The following is a 12,554-nucleotide window of genomic DNA, read 5'->3' as shown; positions in this document are numbered from 1 at the left end:
CACTGACAGCCATGCCCGAGAATGGCCGGGTGAGCGAACGACACGTACTGGTACTGCCCGACCGCGACACCGCCGAGGAGGTCGCCGAAGAGCTTCCCGCCCGCTTCGGGGTCGCCGAGGAACCGCAACTCGTGCGGGACGCGCTGGCCGGCGAGGACGACGCCGAGGACGCCCAGTGGCTGGTGGTCGTGGAGGACCCGGAGGGCCGGCTGGACTCCGCGGCGCTGGACGAACTCGCCGCGGAGTACGAGGGCTGGCTGGAGGCCCCGTAGGGCAGGCCCGCGCGGCGGGGCCGGCCGTCGCCGCCCCCGGCCGGTCCCGAACCCTGCGACGGCTACCGCTTCCGCGGCGGCGGGACCGGCGGGAGGTCCGTCAGCTCGATCCCGAACAGCTCCCGGTACGCCGCCCTCACCTCGTCGTCCCCGTCGAGCAGCCGCTCCGTGCGCTTCCCGCCGTTCACCGTGGTGACGAGCTTGTGGCCACTGAGGGTGATCCGGCCCTCGTCGGTGAGCCGGGAGCAGACGAGGGAGCGGGTGAAGTGCGAGTCCGGGGAGGTGCGCTGGTACCAGGAGCCCGCCGTGAAATCGGCCAGCACCCGCGGGCGCAGCTCCAACCGGTACTCGGGCTCGCCGTTCCGCAGCACGTCCAGGTCCCCGTCCTCGGTCTCCGCCACACGGAACGTGCCGCCGGGATCGCTCTGGTCGCCCCGTTCGTCCAGCGCCAGCGGGAAGTGGCTGTGATCGCCGAACCCGACGTCCGCGAGCCACCGCCCCTCCTCCGCCGTCTCCACCAGCACCGCCATGTGGTCGTACGGGATGCCCAGCCGGCCGCCCTTGCCGAAGCACCGCGCCTGAAGGAGCGTGACGGCGAAGCCGAGTTCGCGCAGCAGGGCGGCGAAGGTGGCGTTGATCTCGTAGCAGAACCCGCCCCTGCCCACCCCGACGACCTTGTCGAGCAGCGGCTTCTCCTCCAGGACGATGTCCTCGCCGAGGTGGACCGACAGGTTCTCGAAGGGGACCGTCTTCAGGTGCCGCACATGCAGATCACGCAGAGCGGCCACGTCGGGACGGTCCGGCCGGGTGGCTCCGATGCGCCGCAGGTACGCCTCGGCCGGCGTGTCCGGGGTCTGCCGGGTGTGAGTGGTCATGCCCCGAGTCTGCCGCCGCTCACCTCGGTTCGCCCATAAGGCCCTGGTCCTAGGTCCGTTGCCCGAGGGCCGTGGCCCGAGGCGCCGCCCAGACCACTCCGCGTACGGTGCGAGCCATGTCCGATCATGAACCGCCCCGCCCCCGCACCCGGCGCAAGCAGGACGTCCTCACCCGGCTCCGGGAGGACGACGACCTGTGGGCCGCGACCGCGACCGCCCACGACGAACCATGCCTGGTACCTCTCTCCTTCCTCTGGGACGTCCACGACGGGCACCTCGACCGCGGAACCCTTCTGCTGTGCACGAAGCGGAACAACCCCACGGCCCGCAATCTCACCCCCCGTGGCGAGGTCCGGCTCAGCCTCGGCCACACCCGTGACGTGGTGCTGATCGACGGAACGGCCGAGGCCGTGGAGGGCACCGACCTGCCGACGGCTTCCGCCGACGCGTTCGCGGCCAAGCTGGCCTGGGATCCGCGCGACCGGGCGGCCTGGATCTACCTCCGCGTCACCCCCAGGTCGGTGAAGGCCTGGCGCGAGGAGAACGAGCTGGCCGACCGGGAGCTGATGCGCGACGGCGAGTGGCTGGTCTGATCTCTCCCGGACGGCGGCCGGACGGACCCAGGCCCCCCCGGTACGGGTCGCACCCCCTACCTGCTCGGTACGGGGCCAGGCCCCGGTACGGCCGCGCCCCCTACGCGCTCGTGCTCGGTACGGCCATCAGCCCCGCCCCTGCCCCCGTCACCGCGATCGCGCCGTGCCGGTCCGTCCGCAGCACCTCCGCTCCCCCGTCCCTGAGCGCCTCGACCGTTCGGGGCGAGGGGTGGCCGTAGGGGTTGTCCCGACCGGCCGACACCAGCGCCAGCCGTGGCCGCACCGCCCGTATCAGCCCGGGATCCTGGTGGGCGGACCCATGGTGGGCGACCTTGAGCACGTCCACCGGGCCGAGTCCGGGGTACGCCCGCAACAGACCCTGCTGGGCGGGCGGTTCGAGGTCCCCCAGGAGCAGCAGGCGCATCCCCTCCGCGGTCCGGACGAGCAGCGTGACACTCGAGTCGTTCGGCCCCGACTCCTCCGGCCCCGCAGCCCCGGGCCGCCCCCTGGGCCACAACACCCGCCACTCCAGCGGGCCCAGGCGTCTGTGCTCCCCCGGCCCGGCCCGGACGACGGGCACTCCCGCCGCCGCGGCCGTGCGCCGCACGAACGCCGCCTGCCCCGGGGGCTCTTCGAGCCCGGTGGTCTGGATCGCCCCGACCGGCCTGCCGCGAAGGACCCCTGCCAGCCCGGCGACGTGGTCCGCGTGGAAGTGCGTCAGCACCACGAGGGGGACCGTGCGGACGCCGAGATCGTGGAGGCAGCGGTCCACCAGTGCCGGGTCGGGTCCCGCGTCCACGACGACGGCCGAGCCCTCGCCGGCCGCGAGCACGGTCGCGTCGCCCTGCCCCACCTGGCACATCGCGAAGGCCCAGCCCGGCGGCGGCCAGCCGCTGACCAGCCGGGTCAGCGGGGGCGGTCGCACCACCGCGAGGAGCAGCAGGACGGCACAGCCCGTGGCGATCCTCCGCCTGAAGGGCAGTCTCCACGCCCCGAGCACCACCAGACCGAAGAGACCGGCCAGCAGGAACCCGCCCGACCACCCGCCGGGCCACTCCACCTCCGCTCCGGGCAGCGCGGCACCGGCACGGGCCACCCCGGCGATCCACTCCGCGGGCCAGGCCGCGACGCGCGCCACCAGTTCCGCCGCCGGAAGCGAGACCGGCGCCAGCGCGAGCGCGGCGAACCCCAGGACCGTGGCCGGGGCAACTGCCAGCTCGGCGAAGAGATTGCTGGGGATCGCGACCAGGCTCACCCGGGCCGCGAACACCGCCACCACGGGCGCACACACCGCCTGAGCGGCCAGAGCGGCCGCCAGTGCCTCGGCGAGCCTGCCCGGCACCCCGCGTCGCCGCAGCGCGTCGCTCCAGCGAGGCGCGATCGTGAGCAGCGCCCCGGTGGCCAGGACCGAGAGCAGGAAGCCATAGCTCCGCGCCAGCCACGGGTCGTAGAGCACCAGCGTCAGCACTGCCGCCGCCAGCGCGGGGATCAGCGACCTGCGGCGGCCCGTGCCGATGGCCAGCAGGGCGACCGCGCCACAGGCAGCCGCCCGCAGCACGCTCGGGTCCGGTCGGCACACGATCACGAAGGCGAGCGTCAGTCCTCCCCCGAGGAGCGCGGTGGACCGCAAGGGGATCCCGAGCCGGGGCGCGAGCCCGCCGCGTTCGGCCCGCATCGCCGTTCCCGGCCGTCCGACGAGCAGGAGCAGCACGACCGTCAGGTTGGAGCCGCTCACGGCCAGAAGGTGCGAGAGGTCCGTCGCCGCGAAGGCGTCGCTCAGCTCCGGCTCGATCCGTGAGGTGTCGCCGACGACCAGCCCGGGCAGCAGCGCCCGGGCGTCCGCGCCGAGGTCCTCGGTCGCCCGCCGCAGCCCCGCCCGCAGCTCTCCGGCCGTACGCTGCACGGTGCTCGGCGGCCCGGTGATCCGGGGCGGTCCGGCCCCGCCGGCCCGCAGCACCGCCGCGAACCGGTCGTCCGGGCGTATCGGGGGCGCGAGCCGCCCGGTGATCTGCAGCCGGGTCGAGGGCAGCAGCCGCAGCCACTCCCCCTGGGCTTCCCCGGCCGGCACGATCACCAGCACCGGGGTCCTCGTGCGGTGCACGGTCCCACCCGCCGCCTCGATCCGGATCGCCTCGGCGTCGAGCACGACGGAGACCGGCGCCGTCCTGTCGCCCCGGATCCTAGGCCGGGTGAGCCGGGGATCGGATGTGACCGTCACCTCCACCCTCGCCCTGGCGTACTCCCCCGCGAGCCCGGGCACCGGCCCTCGCCGCAGATCCGCCGCGTGGAGGCCGCCCGAAGCGGCACCGGCCGCGGCGCAGAGGAGTACGGCGGCGCCCGCGGTGGCCCGGAGTGTCTGCCCCGGCCGCCTCCGAAGAACCACCGACAGGACCGCCGCGCCGGCCAGACACGCCAGCACGCCCGCGAGCACCCACCACCCGGTGGCACCCACCGCGAGCGCGGCCGCTCCCCAGGCCGCCAACGCCGGCGGCACGAGCCGAAGATCGGCGGGCCCCTCCTCGGGCCCCCGCCCGCGCTCGGACACTTCGCGCGCGTCGGGCGCGCTCATGGCCGGACCAGGGGCGCGAGGTCCGCGAACCGGCGCTCCCCGATGCCGTTTACCTCGCGCAGCTCGGCGACCGAACGGAACCCGCCGTGCTCCGTGCGATGGTCGACGATGTGCTGGGCCAGCACGGGCCCGACGCCCGGCAGCGTGTCGAGCTGCTCCACCGTCGCCGTACTGAGGCTGAGCGGAGCCGCCCGCGTGCCCGGAGCGACTCCCGCACCCGCACCGCCCCCCGCGGCGGCGGCCGCCGCCGGCACTCCGACCGCGACCTGTTCGCCGTCCATGAGGATCCGGGCTCGGTTGAGTCCGGTGAGGTCCGTTCCCGGACGGACCCCTCCGGCCGCCCGCAGCGCGTCAGCGACCCGCGACCCGGGCGGCAGGGTCAGCACCCCGGGCCGTCGCACCTTGCCGCTCACATCGACCACGACGCCCGACGGTGTCGCCCCTTGCGCGGGATCGCGCGGGGGATCACTCGTGGTCTCCGCCGAGCCCGCGGGAGACGCCCCGCTCTCCGGGAGCGGTGCGGCGCTCACGATCTCCGGCGCCCTGACCGCTTCCGGGCGCCCGGCCCAGAAGTACCGCCCGGCGAAGCCGGCAGCCACGACGAGTACGACGGCCAGCGCCGCCAGTGTCCGCGGTTCGAGGCCGCACCGGGACTGCACCCACACCGGCAGCCGTTCGCTCAGCGCGAGCCTCAGCCGTTCAAGTCGCCCGGGGGCCGCCCTCTCCTCCTGGAGGCCAGGTGACGCGGCAACCTCCGGCGCACCCCACTCCGGCAGGGGTGGCGGGGAGGCGGTCCGGGGCGCGGTGGGAATCAGCGCCTCGCCCCGCCGCCGTACGGCGGCGCCGCTCACCGCGACGGCGCGCCGCCCCCGGGTCCGCCCTCGGGCCCGGGCGGGAGGCGAACCGCGCCCGCGGACCCGCCCGTCCGATCCGGGAGCACGACCGGGCCCGCTGGCCGCGGCCGCACGAACGGAGGGACGTACCGAGGGACGGGAGGAGTGACGCAGGGAAGGACGCGTGAAGTGAGGCGTCGGCGGACGGGATGCGAGATGTGTGCGAAGAACCATGGACAGGACGGTAGGCACATCCGTCCGAATCCGCTGAGACGCTCCGATTTCCGTGGACAGACGCCCAGTTGTGGAAAAACCCGTCACTCACACGAGGGGTTGATACCTCAGCGAGGTGACACCACGACGGCGAGCAGCCCGGGGCCCGTGTGCGCCCCGATCACCGCTCCCACCTCACTGACCTGCAACTCCTCTATACCTGCCACCCGTTCCCGCAGCCGGTCCGCCAACACGGCGGCCCGCTCGGGCGCGGAGAGATGGTGCACGGCGATGTCGACCGCCCCGGCGCCCGCCCGCTCCACGGCGATCTCCTCAAGACGGGCGATCGCCTTCGACGCCGTGCGCACCTTCTCGCGCAGCTCGATCCGTCCTCCGTCGAGCTGGAGCAGGGGCTTCACGGCGAGCGCGGAGCCGAGCAGGGCCTGCGCGGCTCCGATGCGGCCTCCCCGGCGGAGATAGTCCAACGTGTCGACGTAGAAGAAGGCGGAGGTCGCGGCGGCCCGCTTCTCGGCCGCGGCGACCGCCTCGTCGATCGAGCCGCCGGCGTCCACGACCTCCGCCGCCGCGAGGGCGCAGAAACCGAGGGCCATCCCCACCATGCGGGTGTCGACCACCCGGACCGGCACGGGGGCGTCCTTGGCGGCGACGACGGCGGCGTCGTACGTACCGGAGAACTCCCCGGAGAGATGGAGGGAGACGATGCCCCGCGCCCCGGCCTCGGCCGCCGCGCGGTACGTCGCCGCGAAGACCTCGGGGCTCGGCCGGGAGGTGGTCACCGGCCGCCGCTTCTGGAGCGCCTGCGCCAGGGAACGGGCCGAGATCTCGGTCCCCTCCTCCAGCGCTCTGTCGCCGATGACGACGGTGAGCGGGACAGCGGTGATGCCGTGCCGCTCCATCGTCTGGGGTGGCAGGTAGGCCGTGGAATCGGTGACGATCGCGACATGCCGGGACATGAGCGGGAGGTTACCCGCCGGGGGCGCCCCACGGCAGCCCGGCCCCGCGTTCCGCGACGCCGGTCGGACGTCAGTTCGTGGTCTCGGGCCGCGCCGTCTTCTCCCACGGGTAGGCGGTCCGGCGCGGATCGGGCGCCGTGATCGCCTGCGGCGGCTGCTGCCCGGGGGCCGCGGTGTCCGGGCGCTGCCCGGCGTTCGAGGCGCCGTTCGCGTCCGCGCCCTGCGCGTCGGCCTCGCCGGGCCACACCTGTCCCCGTCCGGCGTCGGGCGCGGCGGCACTCGCGTCGGGCCAGGAGAAGTCGTCCGAGGCGGTGCCCTGGGCGGTCGCCCCCGACCAGTGGCGCAGCGCGCCCGCCTCCAGGTCGATCTGCGCGCTCAGCGACGTCAGGTCGTCCTCGGCGAACCTCTGCGCCCGGTCCCTGGCGGCCCAGCGCAGCGAGTCGGCCGAGTGCGTGATCCGCTCCGTCCGCTCCCGCAGATCCGTGAGCTGTGCGGCCACCCTCGCCCGGTCCGGCTCGCGCTCCAGCCGCTTGAGGTCCTCGTCCAGTTCACGGCCGTGGGCGGTCAGCCGCTGGAAGAGGTCGAGGGACTCCTTCAGCGAGGCGTCCTCGGTGACGCCCGCCTGCAGGGCGTCCTGCGTGGCGCGCATCGAGGTGCGCAGGGAGAGCCGCAGCTGCGCCAGCTCACCGCCCACACCGCCCTGCCCGTAGCTCTTCGCGCGCAGCGTGGTGTCCTCGACGGTGCGCCGAGCCTGGTTGATCGTGCGGTCGACGCCGCGCTTGGCGGCCTTGACCGCCTTCACGGTCGCGTAGACCCCCAACGCCACGAAGGCGAAGAAGAGCAGCGCCATGATCACAATCGCGGCTTCCATGTGCGCCCTCCGGCGTGCGTCGAGTTCCCTCGGCTGTTGTTCTTCCACGGTAAACGGAACGGGCAGGCCGAGGGTTCCCTTGGAACCCCCAACCTGCCCGTAGGGGAAACCCCCCATGCCTCGCCGGAGGAGTTATCCGGCGACGATGTTCACCAGCTTCGGCGCGCGCACGATCACCTTGCGGATCTCCGCGCCGCCCAGCGCCGCGACCACGTGGGTGTCACCCAGCGCCAGCGCCTCCAGCTCCGCGTCCGTGATCTCCGGAGAGACCTCCAGGCGGGCCTTGACCTTGCCCTTGATCTGCACGACGCAGGTCACGGTCTCGTCCACGACGTACGCCGGGTCGGCGACCGGGAAGTCCTGGTGGACGACCGACTCGGTGTGGCCCAGCCTGCGCCACAGCTCCTCGGCGATGTGCGGCGCCAGCGGGGCGACCAGCAGCACCAGCCGCTCGGCGACCGAGCGGGAGACCGGGCCGCCCACCTTGGTCAGGTGGTTGTTCAGCTCGGTGACCTTGGCGATGGCGGTGTTGAAGCGCATGGCCGCCATGTCCTGCGAGACACCGTCGATCGCCTTGTGCAGGGCGCGCAGCGTGTCCTCGTCGGGCTCGGTGTCGGCGACCGTCACCTCGCCGGTCGCCTCGTCGACGATGTTGCGCCACAGCCGCTGCAGCAGCCGGTACTGGCCGACCACCGCGCGCGTGTCCCAGGGGCGGGAGACGTCCAGCGGACCCATCGCCATCTCGTACAGGCGCAGGGTGTCGGCGCCGAACTCGGCGCAGATCTCGTCCGGCGTGACGGCGTTCTTCAGGGACTTGCCCATCTTGCCCAGGACGCGGGAGACCTTCTCGCCCGCGAACCAGTAGCCGCCGTCACGCTCCTCGACCTCGGCCGCCGGAACGGCGATACCGCGCGCGTCCCGGTAGACGAAGGCCTGGATCATGCCCTGGTTGTACAGCTTGTGGAACGGCTCGGCCGAGGAGACGTGACCCAGGTCGAACAGCACCTTGGACCAGAACCGCGCGTACAGCAGGTGCAGTACGGCGTGCTCGGCACCGCCGACGTACAGGTCGACGCCGCCGGTGGGCATGGACTCGCGGGGGCCCATCCAGTACTGCTCGATCGCCGGGTCGACCAGCTTCTCGGAGTTGTTCGGGTCCAGGTAGCGCAGCTCGTACCAGCAGGAACCGGCCCAGTTGGGCATGGTGTTGGTCTCGCGGCGGTACTTCTTCGGGCCGTCGCCCAGGTCCAGCGTGACGTTGACCCAGTCCTCGTTGCGGGAGAGCGGCGTCTCGGGCTGGGTGTCGGCGTCGTCCGGGTCGAAGGTGCGCGGCGAGTAGTCCTCGACCTCGGGCAGCTCCAGCGGCAGCATCGACTCGGGCAGCGAGTGCGCGATGCCGTCCTCGTCGTAGACGATCGGGAAGGGCTCGCCCCAGTAGCGCTGACGGCTGAACAGCCAGTCGCGCAGACGGAAGTTGACGGTGCCCTCGCCGATGCCGCGGTCGGCCAGCCAGGCGGTGATCTTCGCCTTGGCGTCGACGACGCCCAGGCCGTCCAGGGAGATCTCGTCGTTCGCGGAGTTGACCAGCTTCGCCTCGTACGAGGCGAAGGCGTCGTCCCACGTGGACGGGTCGGTGCCACGGCCGTCGCTCGGCTGCACGACGCAGCGCATCGGCAGCTCGAAGGCGCGCGCGAAGGCGAAGTCGCGGGTGTCGTGCGCGGGGACGGCCATGATCGCGCCGGTGCCGTAGCCCATCAGGACGTAGTCGGCGATGAAGACCGGGACCTGCTCGCCGCTGACCGGGTTGGTCGCGTACGCGCCGGTGAAGACGCCGGTCTTGTCCTTGGCCTCGGCCTGCCGCTCGACGTCGGACTTGGAGGCGGCCTGCTTGCGGTAGGCGGCGACGGCGTCGGCCGGGGTGGCGTGACCGCCCGTCCACACGTCGTGGGTGCCGGCCGGCCAGGCGTCCGGGACGATCTTCTCGACCAGGTCGTGCTCCGGGGCCAGGACCATGTACGTGGCGCCGAACAGCGTGTCCTGGCGGGTGGTGAAGACGGTGATCGCACCGGCCTCGCCGACCTGGAAGTCCACGCGGGCGCCCTCGGAGCGGCCGATCCAGTTGCGCTGCTGCAGCTTGATGGCCTCGGGCCAGTCCAGCGCGTCCAGGTCGTCCAGCAGGCGGTCCGCGTAGGCGGTGATACGCATGTTCCACTGGCGCAGCTTGGCCTTGAAGACGGGGAAGTTGCCGCGCTCGGAACGGCCGTCGGCGGTGACCTCCTCGTTGGCCAGGACGGTGCCCAGGCCGGGGCACCAGTTGACCGGCGCGTCGGAGGCGTAGGCCAGGCGGTACTCGCCCAGGACGTCGGCGCGCTCGGCGGCGTTCAGCTCGCCCCACGCGCGCGTGGAGCCGGGGATGTCACGCGTGCCGTTCTCGAACTGCTCGACCAACTCGGCGATCGGGCGGGCCGTCTTCGCCTCGTCGTCGTACCAGGAGTTGAAGATCTGCAGGAAGATCCACTGGGTCCACTTGTAGTACTCCGGGTCGATCGTCGCGAACGACCGGCGCTTGTCGTGGCCCAGGCCCAGCCGGCGCAGCTGGACCTTCATGTTCTCCATGTTGGCCTCGGTGGACACGCGGGGGTGCGTGCCCGTCTGCACGGCGTACTGCTCGGCCGGCAGGCCGAAGGCGTCGAAGCCCAGGGTGTGCAGCACGTTGTGACCGGTCATGCGCTGGTGGCGGGCGAAGACGTCGGTGGCGATGTAGCCCAGCGGGTGGCCGACGTGCAGGCCCGCGCCCGAGGGGTACGGGAACATGTCCATGATGAACTTCTTGGGCCGGGCGGCGATCGCCGGATCGCCCGCCAGGTCACCGGTCGGGTTCGGAGCCTCGTACGTGCCCTCGGCGTCCCAGAAGTCCTGCCAGCGTGCCTCGATGTCGGCGGCCATGGCCGCCGTATAACGATGCGGGGCCGCCGTCTCGGCAGCCGAATTCATCTCGCTCATGATCCCTGAAGCTCCATCGATCGTCTCTGCCCACTGCCCGCGAACTGCACTGCCACGAAATGAAAAATCCCCTCGCACAGGAGGGGACGCCGCGCCGATACCGACCGGATGTTTCATCCGTCGGGACTGATCAGCGCGGCTCGCTAAGCAGAAGGCGTACGGCACGCATGGCGTCAGGGTACCGCAGGGCTCGTGCGGGCCGCACCGACGTTCCACCTGCCGGTCGGGAGCGGCCGGGGACGCCCGAGCCGCCCGGGTTACTCCGCGTATCGACCTTATCCGGGGCAACCCAAAAGTCAGTTCGGCTTCCCGCGCCTCTTAAACGAGCAAACCACCTACTGCCTGGTATGGAGCGCCTTAGCATGCGGCAACGGGACTGCTTATCCGCACCATTCGGAGTCGCCCCCATGAACCCTCATCGCAAGACCCGCTCCGCCCCCGCCCTGCGCACCGGTTTGAGCCGGCCCGTTCAGGGCGGGATATCGGTCGCGGCGCTGGTGATCATTCCGCTGCTCGCCATCGGCGGCAGCGACGGATTCCGGGCCGCGCTCGACTTCACCAGCGGCGTGCTGTCGCTGGTGTCCCTGACCGCGTCGGTCGCGTGGGGCCTGATCGCCACGGACCGGCTGCTGCTCTCCACCCGGCACCGGCTGCTCGCCCAGGGCATCCACCGCGCCACCGCGATCGCCTCGCTCGGCTTCCTGCTGCTCCACGGCACGGTCAAGGTCTCGCTCGGCCACGTGGCGCCGATCGGGGCCCTGCTCCCCTTCGGCCTCGGCATCACGGGCTCGTCGGCCCTCATCGGCTTCGGCTCGCTCGCCGGGCTGCTCATGGTCGTCGCCGCCTCCACCGGGGCCCTGCGCAGCACCCTCGCGGGCCGGAGCCGTTTCGCCGCCCGCTGGCGGCCGCTGCACATGCTCGCCTACCCGGCCTGGTGCTTCGCCCTCGTGCACGGTCTGTACGCGGGACGGCAGGCGGCCACCTGGGTCGTCGTCATGTACAGCCTGGCCCTGACCGGGGTCGCCACCGTCGTGGCGCTCCGGATGCTGCCCGCCCCGACGCAGCGCGCGCTCGCCGAGCGGTTCGTCGAGCTCCTCGCCTCCCTGGAAGGCCGGCGCACAAGGCCCCGGAAGTCGAACGGCGCCGATCCGCTCGGCCTGACCGCCGACAGAGCCGACCCGGCCACGGGCCCGCTCGGCGGGCCGGCCGACACCGCCGTCACCGGCAGAGAGAACCCCCGCTACGAACCCCCCACCGTGTCCGCGGAGTGGCTCGACCGGCAGGACCGGACCTCCCCCGGCCTCCCGGGCGGCTTCTCGGCGGCCTACCGCGCGGTGGCGCGCTCCACACAGGCGCCCGAACCCGCCGCGTACGCCACCGAAGGCGTCCCCCCGCGCGCCGAGCCCCTCCCGTACCCCACCGGAGGCCTCCCCCCGCTCCCCGAGCCCCTCCCGTACGCCACCGATGGCGCTGCCCCGCTCGCCGAGCGCATTCCCCTGACAGAGGAGCTCCCCGTCGTCACCGATTCACCCGTCCGACCCGGCTACTGGCCCGCTCCCTCTCCCCCGATGCCGACGTACGCGGCCCCGCCTCAGGCGTCGGCATACGACACCCCGCCCCCGATGCCCACGTACGCCGCCCCGCCTCAGGCGTCGGCATACGACACCCCGCCCCCGATGCCGACCTACGCCACCCCGCCTCCCGCTGGTGAGCCGTGGACCGCACCCGCAGGAGACCGCCCGTGAACGCCCCGCTCCCCGACGTCCCCGAGGTCCGTGTCGTCGGCCTGCCTCAGCTCACCCAGGGCTTCGACCTGGTCGAGCGGCTCGGCCTCGCCATGCACCTGAAGGTGCACGGGCCGCTGGATCCCATGAGCGGCGAGCAGCTCGCCCAGCTCGCGGACGACATATCCCTCCACGGCCGTGGAGGCGCGGGCTTTCCCTTCGGCCGCAAGCTCAGGGCGGTCGGCAAGGCGGCGATCCGCCGCGGCATACGCCCCGTGGTCGTCGTCAACGGCAGCGAGGGCGAGCCGGCCTGCCGCAAGGACACCGTGCTGCTCAACCGCGCCCCGCACCTCATCCTGGACGGCGCACTGCTGGCCGCCGAGGCGCTCGGCGCCCGGACACTGATCGTGGCCGTGACCCGTAACTCCACGGAGATCTCCATCCGGTCCGCGCTCGCCGAACGCGGCCTCTCCGACCGGCGTGGACAGGCTCTACGCGCGCGTGTCATCCGTACTCCCGAGCGCATGGTCTCCGGTGAGGCGTCGGCAGTGATCCGCGCGATCGGCGGCGGGCCCGCCCTGCCGCCGGGCCGCAGGGAACGCGCGGCCGAGTCGGGCGTGGGAGGCG

At 73.1% G+C, this 12,554-nt stretch carries 9 protein-coding genes and 1 pseudogene; 4 read left to right on the top strand and 6 right to left on the bottom strand.

All coding sequences use genetic code 11. The annotated features are described in order from the left end of the window. Positions 1 to 11: 11 nt before the first annotated feature. Positions 12 to 272 carry a hypothetical protein gene (locus M5362_RS06290; RefSeq protein ID WP_261365646.1) on the top strand — a complete coding sequence of 87 codons (261 nt, stop codon included), beginning with the start codon at positions 12 to 14 and terminating at the stop codon, positions 270 to 272. A gap of 62 nt (positions 273 to 334) precedes the next feature. On the opposite strand, the gene M5362_RS06285 is transcribed toward M5362_RS06290, so the two are convergent. Next, the gene (locus tag M5362_RS06285; RefSeq protein ID WP_260226326.1) at positions 335 to 1,147 is read right to left on the bottom strand and encodes an arylamine N-acetyltransferase; all 813 of its coding nucleotides are present in this window, start codon (positions 1,145 to 1,147) and stop codon (positions 335 to 337) included. A 116-nt stretch (positions 1,148 to 1,263) separates the two neighbouring features. On the opposite strand from M5362_RS06285, the gene M5362_RS06280 reads away from it, so the two are divergent. After that, positions 1,264 to 1,740 (top strand): pyridoxamine 5'-phosphate oxidase, encoded by a 477-nt coding sequence (locus M5362_RS06280; protein WP_260226325.1) that lies wholly within the window; start codon positions 1,264 to 1,266, stop codon positions 1,738 to 1,740. Positions 1,741 to 1,840: 100 nt separating this feature from the next. Here the strand turns inward: M5362_RS06280 and M5362_RS06275 are convergent, their stop codons facing one another. From M5362_RS06275 to leuS, 5 genes are all read right to left on the bottom strand, one after another. Continuing rightward, a complete protein-coding gene (locus M5362_RS06275) occupies positions 1,841 to 4,309 on the bottom strand; it encodes a ComEC/Rec2 family competence protein (protein WP_260226324.1) in 2,469 nt (822 codons plus the stop codon). Continuing rightward, positions 4,306 to 5,160 carry a ComEA family DNA-binding protein gene (locus M5362_RS06270; protein ID WP_308354857.1) on the bottom strand — a complete coding sequence of 285 codons (855 nt, stop codon included), beginning with the start codon at positions 5,158 to 5,160 and terminating at the stop codon, positions 4,306 to 4,308. Before M5362_RS06270 ends, M5362_RS06275 begins: the two co-directional genes overlap by 4 nt. A 323-nt stretch (positions 5,161 to 5,483) precedes the next feature. Next, positions 5,484 to 6,329, bottom strand: a complete 846-nt coding sequence (locus M5362_RS06265; protein ID WP_260226322.1) for a DegV family protein — start codon at positions 6,327 to 6,329, stop codon at positions 5,484 to 5,486. 70 nt (positions 6,330 to 6,399) lie between these two features. Further along, positions 6,400 to 7,200 carry a hypothetical protein gene (locus M5362_RS06260; protein ID WP_260226321.1) on the bottom strand — a complete coding sequence of 267 codons (801 nt, stop codon included), beginning with the start codon at positions 7,198 to 7,200 and terminating at the stop codon, positions 6,400 to 6,402. 132 nt (positions 7,201 to 7,332) lie between these two features. Then, on the bottom strand, positions 7,333 to 10,203 hold the full coding sequence (leuS, locus tag M5362_RS06255; RefSeq protein ID WP_260226320.1) for a leucine--tRNA ligase: 2,871 nt from the start codon (positions 10,201 to 10,203) through the stop codon (positions 7,333 to 7,335). A gap of 407 nt (positions 10,204 to 10,610) precedes the next feature. Here leuS and M5362_RS06250 point away from each other — a divergent pair, with 407 nt between their 5' ends. Both M5362_RS06250 and M5362_RS06245 read left to right on the top strand, forming a co-directional pair. After that, the gene (locus M5362_RS06250) at positions 10,611 to 11,948 is read left to right on the top strand and encodes a hypothetical protein (RefSeq protein ID WP_260226319.1); all 1,338 of its coding nucleotides are present in this window, start codon (positions 10,611 to 10,613) and stop codon (positions 11,946 to 11,948) included. Then, a pseudogene (locus M5362_RS06245) lies at positions 11,945 to 12,554 on the top strand (oxidoreductase); the annotation flags it as partial. The gene M5362_RS06250 and the pseudogene M5362_RS06245, both read left to right, overlap by 4 nt.

Origin of the sequence: Streptomyces sp. Je 1-79 (assembly GCF_025195125.1) — a bacterium.
GTDB lineage: Bacteria > Actinomycetota > Actinomycetes > Streptomycetales > Streptomycetaceae > Streptomyces.
Note: the sequence above shows the minus strand (reverse complement) of the source record. Positions and strands in the feature narration are given on the sequence as shown.

Excerpts from the sequence above, each read along its gene's own strand:
- leuS (WP_260226320.1), bottom strand. The coding sequence starts at position 10,203 with ATGAGCGAGATGAATTCGGCTGCCGAGACGGCGGCCCCGCATCGTTAT.
- M5362_RS06280 (WP_260226325.1), top strand. The coding sequence starts at position 1,264 with ATGTCCGATCATGAACCGCCCCGCCCCCGCACCCGGCGCAAGCAGGAC.
- M5362_RS06250 (WP_260226319.1), top strand. The coding sequence starts at position 10,611 with ATGAACCCTCATCGCAAGACCCGCTCCGCCCCCGCCCTGCGCACCGGT.
- M5362_RS06285 (WP_260226326.1), bottom strand. The coding sequence starts at position 1,147 with ATGACCACTCACACCCGGCAGACCCCGGACACGCCGGCCGAGGCGTAC.
- M5362_RS06275 (WP_260226324.1), bottom strand. The coding sequence starts at position 4,309 with ATGAGCGCGCCCGACGCGCGCGAAGTGTCCGAGCGCGGGCGGGGGCCC.
- M5362_RS06265 (WP_260226322.1), bottom strand. The coding sequence starts at position 6,329 with ATGTCCCGGCATGTCGCGATCGTCACCGATTCCACGGCCTACCTGCCA.
- M5362_RS06260 (WP_260226321.1), bottom strand. The coding sequence starts at position 7,200 with ATGGAAGCCGCGATTGTGATCATGGCGCTGCTCTTCTTCGCCTTCGTG.
- M5362_RS06290 (WP_261365646.1), top strand. The coding sequence starts at position 12 with ATGCCCGAGAATGGCCGGGTGAGCGAACGACACGTACTGGTACTGCCC.